The 21264-nt window shown below is 65.8% G+C and carries 17 protein-coding genes; 7 read left to right on the plus strand and 10 right to left on the minus strand.

Annotation, left to right across the window (positions count from 1 at the left end; translation table 11 throughout):
* Nucleotides 1-22 precede the first annotated feature (22 nt).
* The 3 genes from P5G52_RS06140 to P5G52_RS06150 all read left to right on the plus strand — a co-directional run bounded on the left by P5G52_RS06140 (nucleotide 23) and on the right by P5G52_RS06150 (nucleotide 3698).
* Complete coding sequence (locus tag P5G52_RS06140) at nucleotides 23-832, plus strand: ABC transporter ATP-binding protein (RefSeq protein ID WP_301228682.1); 810 nt, start codon at nucleotides 23-25, stop codon at nucleotides 830-832.
* Nucleotides 833-936: 104 nt separating this feature from the next.
* The gene (locus P5G52_RS06145; RefSeq protein WP_301225625.1) at nucleotides 937-1596 is read left to right on the plus strand and encodes a GntR family transcriptional regulator; all 660 of its coding nucleotides are present in this window, start codon (nucleotides 937-939) and stop codon (nucleotides 1594-1596) included.
* A gap of 275 nt (nucleotides 1597-1871) precedes the next feature.
* Nucleotides 1872-3698 carry a tannase/feruloyl esterase family alpha/beta hydrolase gene (locus P5G52_RS06150; protein WP_301225627.1) on the plus strand — a complete coding sequence of 609 codons (1827 nt, stop codon included), beginning with the start codon at nucleotides 1872-1874 and terminating at the stop codon, nucleotides 3696-3698.
* Nucleotides 3699-4344: 646 nt separating this feature from the next.
* Here the strand turns inward: P5G52_RS06150 and P5G52_RS06155 are convergent.
* The 7 genes from P5G52_RS06155 to P5G52_RS06185 form a co-directional block, all read right to left on the minus strand.
* Nucleotides 4345-5859: an NAD-dependent succinate-semialdehyde dehydrogenase gene (locus P5G52_RS06155; protein ID WP_301225629.1), complete on the minus strand. Its 1515-nt coding sequence runs from the start codon at nucleotides 5857-5859 to the stop codon at nucleotides 4345-4347.
* Nucleotides 5860-5875: 16 nt separating this feature from the next.
* A complete protein-coding gene (locus tag P5G52_RS06160) occupies nucleotides 5876-6691 on the minus strand; it encodes an HpcH/HpaI aldolase family protein (protein WP_301225631.1) in 816 nt (271 codons plus the stop codon).
* Nucleotides 6676-7461: a 2-oxo-hept-4-ene-1,7-dioate hydratase gene (gene hpaH / locus P5G52_RS06165; RefSeq protein WP_087074447.1), complete on the minus strand. Its 786-nt coding sequence runs from the start codon at nucleotides 7459-7461 to the stop codon at nucleotides 6676-6678. Before hpaH ends, P5G52_RS06160 begins: the two co-directional genes overlap by 16 nt.
* A 92-nt stretch (nucleotides 7462-7553) precedes the next feature.
* A complete protein-coding gene (hpaD, locus tag P5G52_RS06170; protein WP_301225634.1) occupies nucleotides 7554-8633 on the minus strand; it encodes a 3,4-dihydroxyphenylacetate 2,3-dioxygenase in 1080 nt (359 codons plus the stop codon).
* Nucleotides 8634-8687: 54 nt separating this feature from the next.
* Nucleotides 8688-10229: a 5-carboxymethyl-2-hydroxymuconate semialdehyde dehydrogenase gene (gene hpaE / locus P5G52_RS06175; RefSeq protein WP_301225636.1), complete on the minus strand. Its 1542-nt coding sequence runs from the start codon at nucleotides 10227-10229 to the stop codon at nucleotides 8688-8690.
* 38 nt (nucleotides 10230-10267) lie between these two features.
* Entirely contained in the window at nucleotides 10268-10954 is a 687-nt protein-coding gene (locus P5G52_RS06180; protein WP_301225638.1) for a GntR family transcriptional regulator, read from the minus strand.
* Nucleotides 10947-12443 carry a fumarylacetoacetate hydrolase family protein gene (locus P5G52_RS06185; protein ID WP_435868691.1) on the minus strand — a complete coding sequence of 499 codons (1497 nt, stop codon included), beginning with the start codon at nucleotides 12441-12443 and terminating at the stop codon, nucleotides 10947-10949. Before P5G52_RS06185 ends, P5G52_RS06180 begins: the two co-directional genes overlap by 8 nt.
* A 183-nt stretch (nucleotides 12444-12626) precedes the next feature.
* Between P5G52_RS06185 and P5G52_RS06190 the strand changes: the two genes are divergently transcribed.
* Nucleotides 12627-14534, plus strand: coding sequence for an FAD-binding monooxygenase (locus P5G52_RS06190; RefSeq protein ID WP_301225642.1), 1908 nt, complete (start codon nucleotides 12627-12629; stop codon nucleotides 14532-14534).
* Between the two features lies 1 nt (nucleotide 14535).
* A complete protein-coding gene (locus P5G52_RS06195) occupies nucleotides 14536-15282 on the plus strand; it encodes an IclR family transcriptional regulator (RefSeq protein WP_301225644.1) in 747 nt (248 codons plus the stop codon).
* Between the two features lie 43 nt (nucleotides 15283-15325).
* Here the strand turns inward: P5G52_RS06195 and P5G52_RS06200 are convergent, their stop codons facing one another.
* Together P5G52_RS06200 and P5G52_RS06205 are read right to left on the minus strand one after the other, a co-directional pair.
* Nucleotides 15326-15778, minus strand: a complete 453-nt coding sequence (locus P5G52_RS06200; RefSeq protein WP_301225646.1) for a hypothetical protein — start codon at nucleotides 15776-15778, stop codon at nucleotides 15326-15328.
* A gap of 3 nt (nucleotides 15779-15781) precedes the next feature.
* Nucleotides 15782-17698 carry a primary-amine oxidase gene (locus P5G52_RS06205; protein WP_301225648.1) on the minus strand — a complete coding sequence of 639 codons (1917 nt, stop codon included), beginning with the start codon at nucleotides 17696-17698 and terminating at the stop codon, nucleotides 15782-15784.
* Between the two features lie 120 nt (nucleotides 17699-17818).
* Between P5G52_RS06205 and P5G52_RS06210 the strand changes: the two genes are divergently transcribed.
* Complete coding sequence (locus P5G52_RS06210) at nucleotides 17819-18397, plus strand: TetR/AcrR family transcriptional regulator (protein ID WP_301225650.1); 579 nt, start codon at nucleotides 17819-17821, stop codon at nucleotides 18395-18397.
* A 120-nt stretch (nucleotides 18398-18517) separates the two neighbouring features.
* Entirely contained in the window at nucleotides 18518-19477 is a 960-nt protein-coding gene (locus P5G52_RS06215) for an AraC-like ligand-binding domain-containing protein (protein ID WP_301225651.1), read from the plus strand.
* A gap of 43 nt (nucleotides 19478-19520) precedes the next feature.
* On the opposite strand, the gene P5G52_RS06220 is transcribed toward P5G52_RS06215, so the two are convergent.
* Nucleotides 19521-21011: an APC family permease gene (locus P5G52_RS06220; protein ID WP_301225653.1), complete on the minus strand. Its 1491-nt coding sequence runs from the start codon at nucleotides 21009-21011 to the stop codon at nucleotides 19521-19523.
* Between the last annotated feature and the right edge of the window lie 253 nt (nucleotides 21012-21264).

The raw sequence follows: 21264 nt of genomic DNA on the forward strand, positions 1-21264 counted from the left end.
AGCAACCGGAGCCGGCCGCACCATGACCGGTGGAAAGGCCATGCTCTCGGTCCAGGGCCTCAAGAAGGTCTACCAAACCGACGGCGGCCCGGTGGAAGCCGTACGCAACCTGACCTTCGACCTGCGCGCCGGGGAACTCGCCTGCCTGGTCGGACCGTCCGGGTCCGGCAAGACAACCCTGTTGAAGTGCATCTCGGGACTCATGGCACCCACCGAGGGCGAGGTACTGCTCGACGGCACCAAAGTCACCGGCCCTCCCAAGAAGATGGCTGTGGTATTCCAGGAGTACGGCCGCTCACTATTTCCCTGGATGCGGGTCCGCGAGAACGTCGAACTCCCTCTCAAGAACCAGGGCATGCCTAAGGAGGAGCGGGACCGCCTGGTCGATGAGGCACTGGAGGCCGTCGGCCTGTCCCACGTCCCCCTGTCCTACCCCTGGCAGCTTTCGGGCGGCATGCAACAGCGCGTCGCGATCGCCCGGGCCGTCGCCTACCAGCCCGAAGTGCTGCTGATGGACGAGCCCTTTGCGGCCGTCGATGCCCAGACCCGTGCGGATCTGGAGGACCTGATCCGTACTGTCTGGAAGAAGCTCGGCGTCACCGTCCTCTTCGTCACCCATGACATCGACGAATCGGTGTACCTGGGCGAAAGGGTGATCATCCTGTCCAGTTCGCCCACAGTCGTGCAGGAAGACCTCATCATCGACCTCCCGGCGGAGAGGGACCAACTCAACACGCGAGCCCTCTCGCGCTTCACGGAACTGCGGCACCACGTCTACGAGCAGATTCAGCTCGCTAAGACCGGACACCGTCCTGCCTCGGCGTCGCACTGACTCCGTGTACTTCGAGGCGGAAGGGGCCGAAGCAGTGTGGAGTACCCTGAGGAAGCAAATTGTTAGCAATGCCGGCTGAGAACGCCGGCCGGGAGGCATCACGCGTGGAAACCCTGGACGAATCACTTGGCCGCAGCGTGACGGCGACCGAACTGGCCGACCTGCTGCGCACCGCTATCGTGACCGGGGAGCTGGTGCCAAACCAGCGACTAGTCGAAGCCGACCTCGCGGCGGAATATGGTGCGAGTCGCGGGAACATCCGGGTGGCATTGTCCGAGTTGAGTGTCGAGGGCCTCGTGGAGCGGGTACAGAACCGGGGGGCGAGGGTACGTGCCGTTTCCGTGGACGAAGCCGTCGAAATCACCGAGGTCCGAGCGGCGTTGGAAGCACTCTGCGCTAGGAAGGCCGCTGAACGCATCACGGACAAGGAAATCGCCGAACTGCAGCAGCTCGCGGAGCGCATGACAGACGCCGTGGAGCGCGGCGACCGGGAATCCTACTCCGAGAACAATCAAAAGCTGCATGCCCGGATCATCGCCATCAGCGCGCAGCAGACAGCGGCCGCGACGATCCAGCGACTTCGAGGACAGGCCGTACGCTTCCAGTTCCGACTGGCCCGGCAGCCTGGCAGGCCAGCAGTGTCACTTCCGCAACACCTGGCGATCATCACCGCCGTCTGCGCACACGACCCTGATGCAGCCGCCCAGGCAATGCGCGTCCACCTCGAAAGCGTCGCCGACGTCATCCGATCCAGCAACCCCTGAAGCGCTCCTGCCTCGTCCCGAACCAGGCGTAGCGCCACGAGCCGTTTTCATCCCCAAAGGCAGGCCTGCCGGGGGTGGAAGCGGTTTTTCGTTCCCCTGAGGCGGGGGTTGTGCTGCGCCACGGTCCCGGAAACGGGTCCCTCTCTCGTGCCCGATGGAGCCGCAATTCTCGTTAGCAAGAAAGCCTTTACAAATCGTTAACAATATCGATAACGTTCAGCGTGTCATCGCCGCGAACGGTAGCCACGCCGGTCCGCTGACTCAAAGGAGAGCCGATGCATTTCTTATGGTCCAGAACCAAAAAGTCCCTGCCGAACAAGAACCTCGCGCTGCAAACAAAGCTGATAGCTGGCCTGTGTATCGCCACAATCGCCAGTACCGCCCTGCTCCCCGCGGCCCAAGCCGGGAGCGTCCCGGCCGCCCCTGCCGCAAAGCCGGCGGTCACCGCCGAAGGCCTCCTCGACCTACCCGCCCTGACCCCTGTGATGTCCTGCACGGATCTGGTCGGCTTCGACTTCAGCTCTGCGGCCGGTTCACCCGTAACAATCACTTCGGCCGCCGTCGTCACCGCCGGGGTGCCCGCACCCTACTGCGAAGTCACCGGCACCATCGCTCCGGCGAACACCATCATCGTCCGGTTGCCCACCGAAGGGTGGACGCAACGGTACGTCCAGACCGGCTGCGGTGGGCTCTGCGGCAGAGCATCCATCAACATCGGCCAGGCCGCCGGTTGCTCCATCGTGGAAGACGGAACGGTGGCGACCGCCACCACCGACATGGGCCACCAGGGCCAGAACGACGGCTCGTGGGCAGTGAACAACCCGCAGGCACAGATCGACTTCGCCTACCGGGGCGTGCACGTCACAGCGTTGACCGCCAAGGCACTAATCGCGAAGTTCTACGGCCAGCAGCCCGCCTTCTCCTACTTCACGGGTTGCTCCGACGGCGGCCGCGAGGGACTGATGGAAGCCCAGCGCTTCCCTGATGACTTCGACGGCATTGCCGCCGGCGCTCCCGCCAACAACATGGCCCTGCAGAATACTTACCACCACGCGTGGAACGTCCTGACCAACGAGGACGAGAACGGCAACTACATCCTGCTGTCAGGGAAACTGCCGCTGATCCACAGCGCTGTGCTGGGCGCGTGCGACGGCCTGGACGGGCTGACTGATGGAGTCCTCGATGATCCACGGGCCTGCGACTTCGACCCCGCGTCGCTCATCTGCGCTACCGGGCAGGACGCCAACACCTGCCTGTCCGCGGAAGAGGCAGCCGTGGTCCAGCGCCTGCACGACGGAGCGGTGGATGAACAAGGCCACCAACTCGAGCTTGAGATCTCCCACGAGTGGGGCTCGGAGCTGGCATGGACCCTGTTCGTACCTGCAACCCAGCGCCAGACAGTCCCGAGCGAGAACTTCGCCCTGTCCTACCTCCGGTACCTCGCCGAGCCCAACAGCCCCCGGCCGGACTTCCAGCTCTCGGATCTCGAGTTCACCAAGAAAGCCTTCTGGGACACGATGGAGTCTTCGAGCTACATGTCAGCCCTTGACCCCGACCTTCAGGATTACGAGGAGAGCGGCGGCAAGCTCCTGCTCTGGCACGGCTGGAATGACCAGCACATCTCCCCGCAATCCACGCTGGCCTACTACGACGCCGTGCGTCAGGCGATGGGAGCCAAGACGGCCGACAGCTTCAGCAAGCTCTTCCTCTTCCCAGGAGTGGAGCACTGCAGCGGCGGAGCCGGACCGAACACCTTCGACGTCCTCACCCCGGTGATGGCATGGGTGGAAAGCGGTAAGACGCCGACCGTCATCGTCGCCTCGAAGACGGTCACGGCGGAGGGTTCCACCGCACCCATCACACGACCGGTCTACCCGTACCCGGCGGTGGCCCGGTATGACGGGAGTGGCAGCACGTCCGACGCCTTCAACTTCGTCCCCTACACGCCGGCGAAGGACGAAGGTCCCGGATACAACTGGGTGGGCAAGAAGCTCTACTCGTCCGATTACCAGACATGGTGCACGGCGAATGGAACACAGCTCTCCTGCAAGCCCCAGAAGGGGCGAGAGACCTGGCTCACCAAACTGGCTCAACGGGCTTAGAGCCGGGTCATTTGAACCGAGGGCTCCGCTGGTCCCAGTTCTCACTGGGGCCTGCGGGCCCTTTGGCCTGTTCAACCGACACCCGGAGTGCGGCGAGTTCGCGAACGATCTGCGACGCTACCAAACGCCTGATCTGAATCGCCGATGACCGACCTTCTGTCGACTCGGCGAGTGTGATCGAGCGATCGTTCCTGTGCACTAGCAGATTCGGCTCTGTTGAATCGGACGATCGACTACGACCGACGACCCTTTCGCCCTCGGTTCGAGTCTGAGTCAGAGGTTGGGTGGTGTTGCGCAGGCGTCACGTTCTCAGCAACGTGTTGACTCAATGCTCAGGGCAGGAGCCTCGCTCATGTCAGCCTTGAATCGGCTGCGCCTGCGGCGCTAATGCGCCCGCTGGGGATACACCGGATCGAGCGGGTGTCCGTTCTCGCAAACATATGGCGGCCCCGGTTGTGGTCCTGATCGATCCAAATGACAGTGGCCTGCGGGGTTAAATCCTCGATCCGACCGGAGACCGGGGTGATTGTCCAGGTCGAGGATGATGCCCTGGCCACTTAGCTAAAGCGTCTGCTCCAATGGCCGGTCAGGGCCGCTTGGTAGGAGCCTCCCAGACATCCTCCGTGGGGTGGAACCGGTGGCGGCGTTAGCGTGCCTGTGTGTCGGCGTAGGGGTCGGCGATGCCGATGTACTGAGTGGTGGTGTATTCGGCGAGGCCTTCGGATCCGCCTTCACGTCCGAGTCCTGAGTGCTTGACGCCTCCGAAGGGAGCGGCGGCGTTGGAGATGACGCCGGCGTTGAAGCCGACCATGCCGAACTCGATCTGCTCGGCGACCCGCAGCAGGCGGTTGAAGTCCCGGCTGTACAGGTAGGAGGCGAGACCGTACTCGCTGGCGTTGGCGAGGCGGATCGCGTCGTCCTCGGTGGCGAACGTCGTGACGGGGGCTACCGGGCCGAAGATCTCCTCGCGGAGGATGGCCGCGTCGTTGGGCACATCACCCAGGACGGTGGGCTGGTAGAAGTATCCGGGCCCCTCGACCGGAGCGCCGCCCGTGACGGCTACCGCTCCGGCATCCACCGCTGCACTCACGAGTTTGTGGACGTCGTCGCGCGCGCCGGCGTCGATGAGCGGGCCGACCTGCGTTGCCGGGTCGGTACCGCGCCCGGTGGACAGCGCACCCATGGCGGCAGCGAACTTCCGGGTGAACTCCTCGGCAACGCTCTCGTGGACGAGGAAGCGGTTGGCAGCGGTGCAGGCCTCGCCCATGTTCCGCATCTTCGCGGCCATGGCTCCCTCGACGGCCCTGTCCAGGTCGGCATCCTCGAAGACGAGGAACGGCGCGTTGCCGCCGAGCTCCATGGACGTGCGGAGGACGTTCTGGGCTGCGTCGGCCATGAGCCGCTTCCCCACGGGGGTGGACCCGGTGAAGGAGATCTTCCGCAGGCGGGGATCGCCGAGGAGTGGGCCGGAGATCCCGGAGGCGCTCGCGGAGGACACGACGTTGAGGACGCCTGCGGGCAGACCGGCGTCGAGCATGGTCTGGGCGAAGAGCTGCGCGGTGAGAGGAGTCAGCTTCGCGGGCTTGAGGACCATCGTGCACCCGGCGGCGACGCCGGGGGCGACCTTGCGGGTGGCCATGGCCAGCGGGAAGTTCCACGGGGTGATCAGCAGGCAAGGCCCTACCGGCTTGTGCTGGACCAAGATCCTGTTCGTGCCCTCGGGTGCTGTCAGGTAGCGGCCGTAGTCGCGGACCGCTTCCTCGGAGAACCAGCGCAGGAACTCGGCGCCGTACTTCACTTCTCCGCGCGCCTCCGCCAGCGGCTTGCCCATTTCCAGGGTCATGAGTAGGGCGAAGTCCTCGGCGCGCTCGGTGACCAGGTCGAAGGCCCGTCGCAGGATCTCGGAGCGTTCCCGGGGTGCGGTCCGCGCCCAGGCGGCCTGCACGGCGGAGGCCGCATCGAGCGCCGCCACGGCGTCCGCGCTCGTTGCCGAGGCCAGGGTTGCGAGCGTCGCACCAGTGGCGGGATCATGCACGTCGAAGGTGCCGCCGTCGGAGGCATCCCTCCACCGGCCATCGATCAGCAGGCCGGTCGGCACTGTTGCAAGAAGCTCGGCTTCACGGGTCGCGGAGACGGCAGGGGCAAAGGCTGGAACTGTCATGGGAGTCCTTGAAGAGTCAGTAGCTGACGGGGGAGGTGCCGTCAGCGGAATCGACGGCGGGAGGGATGAAGGCGGCGGCGAGGGCTTCGGATCCGCGGGCGAGCAGGGCGACGTCGGCGCCGACGAGGACGAAGGATGCCCCGTGATCGAGGTAGTGGCGCGCGGTGTCGGCGTTGAAGGCATTCACACCGGCCGGTTTTCCTGCGCGTACTGCAGCCACAAGGCACCGTTCGACGGCGGCCCGGACGTCGGGGTGTTCCTGCTGTCCGAGCAGGCCCATGGACGCCGCGAGGTCGGAGGGCCCGACGAAGATCGCATCCACCCCGTCGACCGCGAGGATGTCCTCAACCGCATCCACGGCTGTCGCCGATTCGATCTGGACCGTCAGGCTGATCGTCGTCGACGCGCGGGCCAAATAGTCCGGGACCCTGTTCCAGCGGGCGGCACGGGCCAGTGCCGACCCCACGCCGCGGACACCCTCGGGCGGATAACGCGTGGCAGCCACGGCGGCTTCCGCATCTGCCACGGTGTTGACCATCGGGATGAGCAGGTTCTGGATTCCGAGGTCGAGGTACTGCTTGATGAGGACCGTGTCGTTGACCGGCGGCCGGACGAGCGTCTGCACGGGGTAGCCGGAGATGGCCTGGAGCTGGGCGAGGATCGATTCGAGCCCGTTGGGGCTGTGCTCGGCGTCGACGAGCAGCCAGTCCAATCCCGATCCGGCGCAGATCTCGGCGACGAGCGCACTGCCGGAGCACACCCACATGCCGGCCAGCGGACGGTCTGCGGCAGCCAGTGCCTCGGCGAAGGTGGGTCCTAGACGAAGCGGCATGTGATGGCTCCCAGCGGTCCGTAGTCGGCGTGGACGGTATCGCCCTTGTCCACCCACATCGGGCGGGTGAAGGACCCGGCGAGGATGATGTCCCCGGCCTTCAAGCCGTCACCGTGGGGGGCGATCTTGTTGGCCAGCCAGTGCACGCCCGCGGCCGGGTGGTCGAGCACCCCGGCGGCTACTCCGGTCTCCTCGACGACCTGGTTCTTGTAGAGGATGGCGGACACCCAGCGCAGGTCGACGGCGTCGGGCCGCACCGGCCTGCCACCGACGACCATGGCGCCCATGGCCGCGTTGTCGGAGATGGTGTCCACGATGGTCCTGCCTTCCATCTCGATCCGCGAGTCCAGGATCTCCAGGGCCGGCACGACGTAGTCGGTGGCGTTGAGGACGTCGAAGATCGTGCAGCCCGGACCGGCGAGGTCGGCTTTGAGCACGAACGCGAGTTCCACCTCGACCCGCGGGTGCGTGTACGCATCCCACGCCACCGAGCACCCGGTCTCGAGGACCATGTCGTCGAAGATCGCGCCGTAGTCCGGCTCCGTGATGCCCGTCGCCGCCTGCATCGCCCGCGAGGTGAGCCCGATCTTCCGGCCCACCAGCGTGCGGCCGGCGTCCTCGTTGCGTTGGCGCCACAACCGCTGCACGGCGTAGGAATCCTCCACCGTCATGCCCGGGTAGCGGGCGGTCAGCAGGGGGACAGGGGTGCGGGTCCGGGCAGCGTCGACGAGTTCGTCAGCGATGGACTCGATGGTCGCGGGGTCAAGCATTTCCGTACTCCTCAGGTGTTCGGGCAACTCAGGGGACCTCTGGGAGCCGGTCCCACATCTGGGGGAGGCGGGACCGGCAACGCGATGAGCGGTTAGAGCTGGGCGCCGAGCTTGAAGCCCTCGGCTGCCGTGTCGTCGTCCTTGCGCGTGTACGAGAAGCCGTCGGCACCGACGGTGACAGCCATTTCGCTCTTGTCCTCGCGTGCGATGACGGGCTGCGGGTTGCCGTCGAGGTCCAGGACCAGGGAGGCTTCGGTATACCAGGACGGCACGACGGCGTTGCCCCACCAGTCGCGGCGCTGGTTGTCGTGGACGTCCCAGGTGACGGTCGGGTTGTCCGGGTCTCCGGTGTAGTAGTCCTGCGTGTAGATCTCGATGCGGTGGTCGTCCGGGTCGAGGATGTAGAGGTAGAAGGCGTTGGAGACACCATGGCGTCCGGGGCCGCGCTCGATGCGGTCGCTGATCCGCAGGGCGCCCATCTTGTCGCAGATCTGGATGATGTTGTGCTTCTCGTGGGTGGCGAACGCAACGTGGTGCATGCGCGGGCCGTCACCGCCGGTAAGCGCGGTGTCATGGACGGTCTGCTTGCGGTGCATCCAGGCGGCGTAGGTGACGCCGTCGGAGTCCTTGATGTCCTCCGAGACGCGGAAGCCGAGGTCCTCGAGGTACGCCCGGCCGCGCGGCACGTCGGGGGTGACCTGGTTGAAGTGGTCCAGACGGACCAGTTCACCGGCGGAGTAGAGGTCGTAGCGCTGGGTGAGGCGCTCGACGTGCTGCACGTCGTAGAAGAACTCGTAGGGGAAGCCCAGCGGGTCCTCGACGCGGACGGAGTCCCCGACGCCCTTGGTGAAACCGTTGCGGCGGCGTTCGGTGCGGCAGCCGAGTTCCTGGTAGTAGGCCTCGGCGGCGTCGACCTCGGCGGGCGACTTCACGCGATAGGCGAAGGCCGCGACGGCGGCGACCGGGCCCTGGCGGAGCACGAGGTTGTGGTGGATGAATTCCTCGAGGGAGCGCAGGTAGATCGCGTTCTCGTCCTCCTCGGTGACGTGCAGACCGAGGACGTCGACGTAGAACTGGCGGGAGCGGGCGAGGTCGGTGACCACGATCTCCATGTACGCGCAGCGCACGATATCCGGAGCGGGGAGGGTGGGGGTGGGGACGAAATCAGTCATGGTCTTCTCTTCTTCGAGCAGGGATGGATTCGAGCAGGGATGCAGGAGTCGGACTCAGCCTTCGTTGGCAGCGGAGTCTTCGACGCTGCCGAACTTCGGTGTGTGGACGGTGCCGAGCGTGATGTGCACGGCCTGCTGGTCGGTGTAGAAATCGATGGACCGGTAGCCGCCTTCGTGGCCGAGCCCGGAGGATTTCACGCCGCCGAAGGGGGTGCGAAGGTCGCGGACGTTGTGGCTGTTCAGCCACACCATTCCGGCTTCGACATTGGAGGAGAAGGTGTGGGCGCGTGTGAGGTTCTGCGTCCAGATGTAGGCCGCGAGCCCGTATTTCGTGTTGTTGGCGAGTGCGAGTGCCTCGTCGTCCGTGTCGAACGGTGTGATGGCGACGACGGGGCCGAAGATCTCCTCCTGGAAGATCCGCGCGTCGGGGGCTACATCGGCGAAGACGGTGGGGGCGATGTAGTTGCCTTCGGGCAGGTGGTCGGGACGGCCACCGCCGGCGAGGAGCCGGCCCTCTGTCTTGCCGATCTCCACGTAGGACGCGACCTTGTCGTAGTGCTCGGGGTGGACGAGCGCCCCGACCTCGGTCTTCGGATCGTGCGGGTCGCCGACGACGATCGTCTTCGCCCTCGCGGCGTACTTGTCGCAGAACTCCTCGTAGACGGCTCGCTCGACGAGGATGCGGGAGCCGGCTGTGCAGCGTTCCCCGTTGAGGGAGAAGACACCGAAGAGGGCCGAGTCAATGGCGGCGTCGATGTCCGCATCGGCGAAGACGACGCAGGGGGACTTCCCTCCGAGCTCCATGGAGAGTCCCTTGAGGTTCGCCGCGGCGTTGCGGAAGATCGTCTGGCCGGTGGTGGTCTCGCCCGTGAAGGAGATCAGGGGGACGTCGGGGTGCTTCACGAGGGCGTCCCCGGCTTCCTCGCCGAGTCCGTTGACGAGGTTGAACACGCCGTCGGGCAGGCCTGCGTCCTGGAAGATTCGGGCCCAGAGTGATGCTGAGAGGGGAGTGAACTCGGCCGGCTTGAGGACGACGGTATTGCCGGTCGCCAGGGCGGGAGCGAGCTTCCAGGACTCCAGCATGAAGGGCGTGTTCCACGGCGTGATGAGCCCGGCCACGCCGATGGGTTTCCGGTTCACGTAGTTGATCTGCGACCCGGGAACTTTCATGGCGTCGTCGAACTGCGCGACGATCAGGTCGGCGAAGAAGCGGAAGTTCTCCGCCGCGCGCAGGGCCTGGCCCTTCGCCTGGGTGATGGGCAGCCCGGTGTCGAAGGTCTCGAGTTCTGCGAGCCGTTCCTCCTGGGCCTCGACGGCGTCGGCGATCCGGTTGAGGACGCGGGCGCGCTCGCGGGGCTTCATCCTCGGCCAGGGCCCGTTCGTGAAGGCCTCCCGCGCGGCTGCTACCGCGAGGTCGATGTCCTCTTTCTGCCCCGCCGCGGCTGTGGCGTAGGTCGTGTTGGACACCGGGTCGAGGACATCGAACGTCTTCCCTCCGATCGAGTCGACGAACCTGCCACCGATGTAGTGCTGGATGGAGGTGGGCAGGTCCTGCGGCACGTAATGCGCTGTGGTCTGGTCTGCAGTGAACGTCATCGTTGATTCCTTACTGCTCGGGTGATTCGAGGCGTGTGTCAGGTGTTCTTGGTCTGGCTGAGGTAGGCGTCGAGGGTGGCACTGCGATGGAGACGGGCGGCGCGTTCTATGTCGGCGGCGTCTGCCCCGGACTGGATGAGCTGAAGGAGCGCCTCGTGTTCCTCGACCGACTCCTGGGCGCGTCCGGGGACGAAGCGGAAGGTCGAGGACCGCAGGGAGGCCAACCGATTCCAGCCGCGATGCACGAGGTCCAGGATGTGCGGATTGGGACAGTTCTCGAACAGGACGCTGTGGAAGTCCTGGTTGAGCCGGGTGAAGCGCACGGGGTCGAAGTGCTCGAGGCAGGCGCGCATCTCCTCGTTCACGGCCCGGGCACGGGCGATGTCGTCCGGTCCGATCAGGGGTGAGGAGAGGGCCGTCGCTGCACCCTCGACAATGCTGAGCGTCTGCATGGTGTAGAGGTACTCGGTGGGATCGATGCCCGCGACCGTCGCGCCGACGTTGCGTTCGAAGGTGACCAGTCCCTCCGCTTCCAGCCGACGGATGGCCTCGCGGACCGGCACCACGCTGACGCCGAGGTCCTCGGCGATCTTTGCCAGGACCAGCCGGTACCCGGGGGAGTAGGTACCATCCACGATCTGCTTCTTCACGGCGTGATAGGCCTGTTCCGACTTGCTGCCGGCAGTGGCTGCGGCAGAAGGGCCAGCGAGTGTTGTGTCAGCCATCAGCCTTGCTCGCTTCCCAATCCGTGTAGCGGGCCCGCCATTCGGCGTTCATCGGGTAGAGCCCGTCCACACCGTGTCCCTGCTGGACCATGTCGAAGATGAAGACTTCTTCCTTCTCCTGCTGGATGCAGTCGTCCACCAGTTCCTCGGCGATGGCCGGCGGGATCACGAGGATGCCGTCCGCGTCGGCCACGATGATGTCACCGGGTTGGACGGTGGCGCCGCCGCACGCGATGGTGATGTCGGTGTCCCACGGGATGTGGCGGCGGCCCAGGACGGCCGGGTGGGGGTTGGCGTAGTAGGTAGGCATGTCCATGGCCGAGACTGCGGCGAAGTCACGGACGCCGCCATCGGTGATGATGGCTGCGGCACCTCGGACCTGCGCTCGCAGGGCGAGGATGTCGCCGATGGTGCCGGTGCCCTTCTCGCCCCTCGCCTCCATGACGAGGATCTCGCCTTCGCCGACCGAGTCTATGGCCCGCTTCTGGGCGTTGTAGCCCCCGCCGTGGGCCTTGAAGAGGTCCTCGCGGTTGGGTACGTAGCGCAGCGTACGGGCGAGTCCGACAATGCGCCGGTCGGGTCGGGTCGACGTGAGCCCGTCGATGCTCACGTTGTTCAGTCCGCGCTTGCGCAGCTGGGACGACAACGTCGCAGTCGACACGCCCTCAAGCTTCTTCTTCAGTTCAGGGGTCAGCGCAGGCCGGCGTGAAGGAAGTCCCGCGGCTTCCCGTGACCCGTAGGCTTCCTCGCGCTGGGCGTCGTCGATCTTCGGCTGTGCGCCGAAATCCGCGAAGGGCGCCGTCCCGTCCGTGACCCTGGTGGCGAGGCGGCCGGTCGTGAGCCCGCCATCGATCTCCGTGACCTCGACTTCGAGAGTGTCGCCCGGAACGGCGACCGAAGCCCCGGCTGGTGTACCGGTGAGGATGATGTCACCGGTCTCGAGCGTCAGGAGCTGTGACAGGTCGGCGACGAGCCGCGCGAACGGGAACAGCAAGTCTGCGGTCGTGTCGTCCTGCACCAGGACGCCGTTGTGCCAGGTGCGGACGCGGAGTGCGGCAGGATCGACATCGCCGGCCGGGATCAGCCCCGGTCCCACCGGTGTGAATCCGTCGCCGCCCTTGGACCGGAGGTTCGAGCCCTTGTCCGCGTAGCGGAGGTCGTAGACGCCGAGGTCATTGCTGGCCGTCACCCACGCCACATGGTTCCAGGCATCGGAGATGGACACACGCCGGGCCGGAGCGCCGATGACCAGCGCTATCTCGCCCTCGAAAGCGAGCAGTTCGCAGCCCGCGGGCCGTTCCACTGCCAGGTCCGTGAGGGCAAGGGATGACGACGGCTTCAGGAAGTAGGACGGCTGCTCGGGTGTACGGCCCCGCTGGGCGGCACGGCTGGGGTAGTTGATGTGCACCGCGATGACTTTGCCGGCGGCAGCCAGCACGTCCTGCGTCACTTCCTGCATGGTCCGCTCCTTTGAGGCCTGATGAGATATGAAATCGTATACGAACACTAGGTCGAGATGCGTCCGCCGTCAAGAGTTCTCCTCGAAGGGAAAGCAGCACTCGGTGTTGCCCGTGCCACATTCGGGCCGTAGCATTCAAATTGCAATAGTAGAACGACTCGTTCGAATATAGAACACCGATAGCTTGCGCCACAACGAAGTGAGGACAGCCCCGTGCAATTCCACCACCATGGTTACGTCTCCGGTGAGCCCCGTACCCAGCCCGCAGCAGGGGTCGGAGTGAACCGGCCTGCAGATCTTCCGAACGAGGTCGACGTCCTGATCGTCGGCACCGGGCCGGCCGGCATGATCACGGCGGCGCAGCTCTCGCAGTTCCCCGACATCACGACGCGCATCGTCGAGCGCCGGCCGGAAAGGCTGGCCATCGGTCAGGCCGACGGCATCCAGGCCCGGAGCGTCGAGACGTTCCAGGCGTTCGGCTTCGCCCAGCGGATCACCGAGGAGGCCTACCGGATCGTCGAGATGGCATTCTGGAAGCCGGACCCCGAGAATCCGTCGCGCATCGTCCGAACGGCCCGCCCCGAGGACGATCCGACGGGCATCAGCGAGTTCCCGCACCTCATCGTCAACCAGGCACGCGTCCTGGACTACTTCGCCGAGTTCATGAAGAACTCCCCCACCCGGATGGAGCCCGACTACGGGTTCGAGTTCGTCCGGCTCGAGGTGGACGATGACGCCGACTACCCGGTCACGGTGACGCTTATCGAGACGGCGGGGGAGCGGCAGGGACAGGAGCGCGTTGTCCGCGCTAAGTACGTGGTGGGCGCCGACGGTGCCCGCAGCAAGGTCCGCCAGGCCATCGGGTGCACGCTCGCCGGCGACAAGGCCAACCACGCCTGGGGTGTCATGGATGTCCTCGCCGTCACCGACTTTCCCGACATCCGCTTGAAGTGCGCCATCCAGTCCGGGAGCGGCGGCAGCATCCTGCTGATCCCCCGCGAAGGCGGACATCTCTTCCGCATGTACGTCGACCTCGGCGAAACGGACCCGCACGACAACGGCGCAGTGCGGGCAACGACCATCGAGCAGATCATCGCCAAGGCCAACGCGATTCTCAGCCCCTACGCCCTGGACGTGCGCGACGTCCCCTGGCACAGCGTCTACGAGGTGGGGCACCGCCTGACCGACCGGTTCGACGACGTCCTCCCGGAAGATCTCGGTACCCGGACGCCGCGGGTGTTCATCACGGGGGATGCCTGCCACACGCACAGTGCGAAGGCCGGTCAGGGAATGAACGTCTCCATGCAGGACGGCTTCAACATCGGCTGGAAGCTCGGCCACGTGCTCGAGGGCCGTAGCCCGGAGAGCCTGCTGGCGACCTACTCGGCGGAGCGCCAGGTCGTGGCGAAGAACCTCATCGATTTCGACAAGCAGTGGTCGACCCTCATGGCGAAGCGGCCCGAGGAGTTCGAGGACCCCTCCGAGCTCGAGGATTTCTACGTGCGGACACAGGAGTTCCCGGCGGGCTTCATGACGCAGTACCAGCCCTCCATGCTCGTCGCCGAACCGGTGCACCAGGGCCTGGCCCAGGGCTTCCCGATCGGCAAGCGGTTCAAGTCCGCCCCTGTCGTACGCGTCTGCGATGGCGTCCCGACGCACCTCGGACATCACGCGGTTGCCGATGGGCGCTGGCGCATCTACGTCTTCGCGGCTGGGGCGACGGCAGGCGCTTCGACGAAGACGGCCGAGTTCGCCCACTGGCTCACGACGGCTCCCGGTTCGCCCCTGGCGGCCACTCCGGAAGGCGCGGACGCGGACGCGTGGTTCGACGTGAAGGTGATCTACCAGCAGGACCACACCCAGGTGGACATCGGCGTCGTGCCGGCAGCCTTCAAGCCGGCGGTCGGACCCTTCGGGCTCACCGACTACGAAAAGGTTTATGCCACAGATCCGGCTGAGAACATCTTCGACCTCCGCGGGCTCGACCGTTCCGGGGTCGTCGTCGTGGTCCGCCCCGACCAGTATGTTGCCGCGGTGGTTCCATTGGACGCTACCCGGGAACTTGAGCAGTTCTTCGCGGGCCTCCACTCGCCGGTCCGCACGGCGCAGCCTGCCACCTAAGATGGGTCCGGTGAGCGAAGTGAGCAGTTCGACGGAGGCCGCGACCGGAGCGAAGGGCGCACCGCAGAGCCAGACGCTCTCTCGGGGTATCCGCGCTCTGGAGATCCTCGCCGATTCCTCCAGCGGCATGTCCATCGCCGAGGTTGCTGCCGCCCTCGGCGTCCATCGTTCCATCGCCTACCGGATCCTGCGGACGCTGGAGGACCATGCCCTCGTGCAGCGGGATCCCGCGGGTAATGTCACTATCGGCCTGGGCATGGCCAGCCTTGCCCGCGGCGTGGCGCGGAACCTGCAGTCCGCCGCGTTGCCGGAGTTGACCGCCTTGGCGACGTCGTTGCAGATGACCGCCTTCATTGCCGTGTGGGACCGCCGCGAGTGCGTGACCCTTGTCGCGGTCGAGCCTCCGCATGGCGAAGGGACACTCGTCCAGCGGCCCGGTTCACGCCATTCCTTCAGTGCGGGCGCGCCGGGCATCGCCATCCAGTCCGCGTTCGGCGAGGACGAGTGGGGGCGCCTTGCCCCCGGGGAGCCCTACCGGGCGGAGTCCCGGCAGGCAGCCCGGTGCGGATATGCGCTGAGCCACGATGAGGTGATTCCCGGCGTCAGTTCAGTGGGCGCCGCCGTGCGGGTGCCAGGGCAGCTTCCGGCTGCCCTGGCGGTCGTGTACCTCAGCAGCGATCTGCCGACGGAACGCATCGGAGCGGAAGTAGCACGTTCCGCAGGGATCATCGAACGGAGCCTGCGCTGATACGGCCAGGGTCCCGCCGGGTGGCCGGCTCGGGTCAGGTCGGCTAGGACGAGCGCGCCCCGTGCACGCGGAGCCGCTCGGAGGACAACAGGCGCCCGACGAGGCTGGACGCCGTCATCGCCGTAACGAGTTCCACCGCCATGACACCGAGCATGGCCAGATGGGCGGAGGGTTGGCTGATGTCCGCCAGATCTCCCGCCCTGGAGTGTGGATGCCCGGCGGGGCTGCCGGCGCAGAGGATGACCAGGTGCAGGGCGACCATGCCCAGCGCTGCTGCGGTGACCCGGCGGGCCGCACCCACACTGGCGCTGCGCCAGAGATGAACGACGCAGGGCAGGCAGAGGGCGACCATCCCCACCAGGAGGGCCCCCATCGCCCAGTTCCCGTGCCCGCCGATCATCGCGAGATGCAGGGCGCACGAGAACGCTGTCGCCGTCGCGCTCAGGCGGGAGTGGATGCGGAACCGTATGCTCCCGCCCGAGCCGGCGGAACTCATCGCCTAGCCATGGCAGTGGGAGCCGGACGTGGGAGCTGATGGAGGGACGTCCAGGACCGGGCTGCGATCGAAGAAGCCCTCGGGCCGCAGCTTGAACCCGACGGTGTCGACCGGCATGATCGGCCAGTCCTCGACCCTCGGGAAATGGGTCAGGCCGAAGGTGTGCCAGACGACGATGTCCTCGGCGTCGATCCCGCGGTCCTGCGCCACGTATTCGGGCAGGCCTCCACCGCCGCCGTGCTGATTCACGAAATCACCCGTGGGGTAACGTTCCGCGTCGGAATAACGCGTCACCCACACGTCCTTCGTAGCGAAGGCGGCCCGTCGAGCGATGGACGATTCCGGGTCGGCCAGTAGGGTGGGCTGGTTCTCGGGCAGCAGCTTGTAGCCGACCGGCTCGCCCAGCCTGTTCAGGGAGTTCGGGTTGGAGATGAGCCAGGTGCGACCGACGTGAGCGTCGGCGGTACGGACGCCCTCCGACTCGCGGAGCAGGGGTGTCCGCTTCTTCGTGAAGGCGTTGCCCCGCGGATTTTCAGGGCCCATGGGCTGGCGAACGATCTCTTCTTCTTCCACGGTGTTCGTGAAGCCGTCGATCGCCATGTCCAGACGTGCCCCGAACAGGTGCTGGTGGTAGGGCGCCCCGAGTCCGGGAGCCAGTTGCGAGATGTTCGCGGATCCTCCTTCGGGGAAAGCGCTGGTGAAGACGACGCCGGTCGCTTTTGCCTCGAATTCGAGGGTGCCGTCGAGGTAGAGGTACCAGTAGAAGCCGTAGTCGTAGTTCCCGATGGTCGTGAAGAAGGAGATCACCATGCGGCGGTTTCGACGGGTGTAGTTGACTCCGGACCACAGGTCGGAGTGCTTGGCGAGGATGCCCCAGTCCTCTTCGTGCATGCAGATGCCGTTCCGGATCTCGCGCGGGTTGCCGAAGGCGTCGCTGATGACCGGGCTGAGGTAGGTGATGTCCCCCAGGCAGTCGCATCCGAGCTCCAGGGAGTTGGCGTACTGGCCGACGAGGTATTCGCCCGTGTCGAAGTAGTTCTGCCACGACCGGATGGGGGAGGGGTCTCCGTAGGGGACGACCATCTCGGCGATCGACGCACGCTTGACGATGGGCCGGCGACGGTCGCCGTCGTCGAACGCCAGGTTGTGCAGCACCACGCCTTCGCGGACGTCGAACCCGACGTCGAGGCTCCATTTCTCCCATTCGAGGTGGTTCCCGTGGGAGATGGTGAAGCTGGGGCCGTCCGGCTGCGTGATCTCGATGGGTTTCTGGGTGGAGCGCAGCGGCCCGGTGAGCTCCGGATCCGTGTAGTTCCCATGTTCCGCGGGTACGGGGAAGACTTCGGTGTCGATGACCTGGTCCACCGTCCGGCCGACGACGTCGACGTAGGCGACCAGGCCGTCGACGGGATGCGCCCAGGCGCTGTCCTCCGGGAAGTCCTGGACGAAAGCAAGACCGCGGAGGATCCTGCGGCCTCGCTCCTCCGCGTACTCGAACACACCTGCCGAAAGTGGAGCAACCCGCACTTTGTCGACATCCAGACCACGGGCAGCCAGGGCCTTGAGCCACCGCTGGTCCTCCCGGAGCAGCGTCTCGACCATTTCGAACTCCTCCTCGAGGACTGGCAGTTCACCTGTCTCCCTGGTGTCGAGGGTGACAGCCGACAGGACCCGCCCCTCCAGCACGGACACGCGGACGTCCGAGGGCATACCGCCCGACAAGTCATGGATGAACACCCGGAAGACGCGGTCCGCATGTTCCGCAGGAGCCTTTCGGGGAGGGTCGACCAACCCCAGGTACGCGATGCGGTGCCGGTTCTCGAGCAACCCCGCAGAGCGCAGGATGTTCTGTACGCAGGTGACCTCGGCAGGGCTCGCCAGGGCGTAGGGGGCGGATACTTCAGTCATTGAAGAGGTCATAGCAAGCCTTCGGTCAGAACCAGCAGGTCCGGTTTTTATTCTATGAGTGTAGAGAATAAGCGCCGACAGTGTGGAAGGACAAGGGATACTGGGTGAACAGTTCGTGATGGAGGGAGTGAAGTGCCGAAGATCGTCGACCATGATGCGCGCCGTCTGGAGCTGGTGGAGGCGACCTGGCGAATCATCGCGCGAATGGGACCCGAGGCCGCGACGATGCGCCAGATCGCGCTCGAGGCGGGTTTCGCCAACGGAGCATTGAAGCCCTACTTCCCCTCGAAGGACACCCTGCTGGCGTTCGCGTTCGGACACGTGCTCAACAGGACCAACGCGCGCATCGCAGAGGCCAAGCAGGGTCAGCGGGGCCTCGCAGCGCTGCGCATCTTCTGCCAGGAGATCCTGCCACTGGATGCCGAGCGACTGAACGAGGCCAGGATCGTCATTCCCTTCTGGCAGCAAGCCGTCCAGGATCCGGAGAAGAGCGATCTCTACCGGCGGTCGATGGATCAGTGGCGTGCGGCCATCCTCGCGCATCTCCACGAGGCGAGGATCGACGGCGAGGTCACCACGGCGGTGGAAGACCCGATCATCGCCGCCCAGTTGCTCGACATGCTCCTGGGCGCCCAGGTCACCGCCGTGTTCGGCGACGATCTCGCCGACATCCAGCGTCGCACCGACGACTACTTCACGCTTCTCAGGTGAGGCCTGCAATTATTTTTCACCGGCTGTAGAAAAACCGTGACAAAGCTTCAGGCGGGGCGCTAGCCTTGACGCACTGTGTTCCACGGCACATCTCGGATAACCGCGTCAGGAAGCACCACGATGCCCACACCCTCGCCCAAGCTGGATCGACAGAACGTCACGACGTCGAGTGCCTCCTCGGTCGAGGAGTGGCGGCACATCGTCGCGCAGTCGTTCGTGCCCCTGGTGACCGAGGCGCCGGCCAGGACATCGTTTCAGGGAACCATGCGCTCACGCAGCTGGGACCGCACCTCCATCGTCGAGATCTCCGCGGATGGACACGAGGTGCACCGCACTCCTGGTCTGATCGAGCGAAGCGACCAGAGGTACTTCAAGCTCAACGTCCAGCTCGAAGGTGCAGGGTTCCTTGTCCAGGGCAACCGCGAGGCGATGCTGCAGCCCGGTGATATGGCCGTGTACGACACCACCAAGCCCTACAGCCTGGTGTTCGAGCGACATGCCCGCATGGTTGTCGTCATGTTCCCCCACGACGCTCTCACTCTTTCCCCTGATCTGGTTGGTCAGCTGTCCGCCGTCCCTATGTCCTCGTCCCAGGGAATCGCCGGTATCGTCGGGCCGTTCATCCGGCAGATGGCGGAGAATCTTGCGGCCCTGAAGGGGCCCAGCGGCGCTCGGCTCGCCTCCAGTGCGTTGGAGTTGGTCGCCACGATGCTGCATTCGGAGCTGGACGAGCGACGCGACGCCCTGACGCCCCACGCTCTCCTGCTGGCTTCTGTCCATGACTACATCGAAGCGAATCTGGGAGATCCGAGCATGTCGCCGGCCTCCATCGCAGCTGCACACTTCATCTCCACACGTCATCTCCACCACCTCTTCCAGGACTCCGGTACCACCGTGGCGAGCTGGATCCGTCATCAGCGGCTGGAGCGTACTGCCCGGGATCTCCGTGATCCGCTGCAGACCGGCAAGCCGGTCTCATCCATCGCGAATCGTTGGGGTTTCGTGGACGCTGCCCATTTCAGCCGTGCTTTCCGTGACGCCTATGGCCAGTCACCGAGTTCGTGGAAGAGCGCGGCCTGAGCAGTCTGCATCAGGGGGCGCCGTAGTGTCCTGCCGGAGTGACCTACTGTCCGATCGGCTCCTGATCTGCCTTCCTCCGGTTCTTCCCCCGGCGTGCACTCACGGCTGACTCCGTCAGCAGTCCGACGAGGAACGTCAACGGAACCACCACGAGCAGGGAGATTGCTGTGGCCATGCTGCCGCCGATCAACGCCGTGAAGTTGTTGACCACCAGGTAGAGAACCCAGGCGAGCAGGACCAATGCCAGCACCGGTGCGATCCGGGTCTGCCACTGCCGGCTGCCCTCGCGGTGCCGCCTGAAGAAGGCCACCACAGCCAGGGACGTCAGGACATACAGAACGAGGAGCGCCACGACCGCCAGGCCGCTGAACCAGGAGAAGAGCGCGAGCACGGGATCCAGTCCGAGGATCGCGAACGGCACGACGAGGATCAGCGCGGCGGCGGTCTGGATACGACCGGCGACAGCGGGAGCCATGTGCTTGTTCGTGCGCGACACTGCGGCGGGCATGGACCCGCGTAGCGCCAGTGAGTGGAGGTAGCGGTTGACGCCGTTGTGGAAGGCGACGATGCCTGCGAAGAGCGAGGTGACCAGCAGGATCCCGGTCGCGGTACCCGCCCACGGCCCGAACATCTCCACGATGGGACCGAGGACGAACGATGTGGCGTCTCCGGACTCGAGGGCAGCCCCGGCCGCCGTTCCGACCCGGGAGGCTCCGTAGTAGCTGACGAGCATGAAACTGATGAACGAGAAGAACGCCGCGATGACGACGACGGCGAGGTAGGTCGCGCGGGCGACGGTCCGGCTGGGGTCCTTAGCTTCTGCCGAGTAGATCGCCGTGGATTCGAATCCGAACATGGAGGCCACCGCGAACATGATGGCGACCCCTGGTGCTCCACTCGCGATGGCACCGGGGGAGAAACTGGCCCCGACGTCGATGCCTTCGGGACCGCCGCCGCTCAGCAGCACTCCGATGCCGAACGCGAGAAGAATCAGGATCTCCAGGCCGACGAGGACGGCGAGGATGCGTGCGCCCAGCTCGACGTTGAGGGACCCCAGGACCTGCACCAGTGCCATGGTCGCGACGGAGAGCAGCCACCAGGGAAGTGGCAATCCGACGGAGGCGAGCAGCCCGGAGAAGGCGGCACCGTACAGCCCGTACATGGCAGCCTGGATGGTGCAGTACGCCAGGAGGGCGAGCCAGCCGGCTCCAGCTCCGACGCGGTCACCGAAAGCTGCTGTGACGTAGGCGTAGAAGGCGCCGTTCGCCTGGATCCTCCGGCTCATGGCCACGAAACCGACCGAGAACACCATGATCACCAGACCGACGACCAGGTAGGCGCCCGGTGCGCCGGCACCGTTGCCGAGCGCTGTTGCAAGGGGAGAGGCCCCGACGATGCCGGTGAGGGGTGCCTGAGCCGACAGCACGAAGAACAGGATGCCGAGCACCCCTACACTGCCCGCCCGGAGCGCGGTCGGGTGCACCGTGCCGTCGTCCCGGACGGTGAGCGCGGGATCGGGATTGGAAATGCTCATCGGTACCTCTTCGTCGTCGGAGTCGCAGTTCGAAGGCATCCCCGTGTGCCTTGATTCACAGCATGGACCGGGAGTTGTGCACTGGCCTTGTCTCTGCGCGACTGCTTGTTGCGGCAGAGCGCAATCCTGACTGAAACGGCCCCGACGAAGCCGTGCATCAGCTTCGTACGCGCGTTGGCAATGCCCGTGCGCTCAGAAGAAAGCGGTACGCGCGCCGTTGCTCCAGAATCGGGTGAGACCGGGACACCAGACC

It is taken from the genome of Arthrobacter burdickii (assembly GCF_030433645.1).
Lineage (GTDB): Bacteria > Actinomycetota > Actinomycetes > Actinomycetales > Micrococcaceae > Arthrobacter_D > Arthrobacter_D burdickii.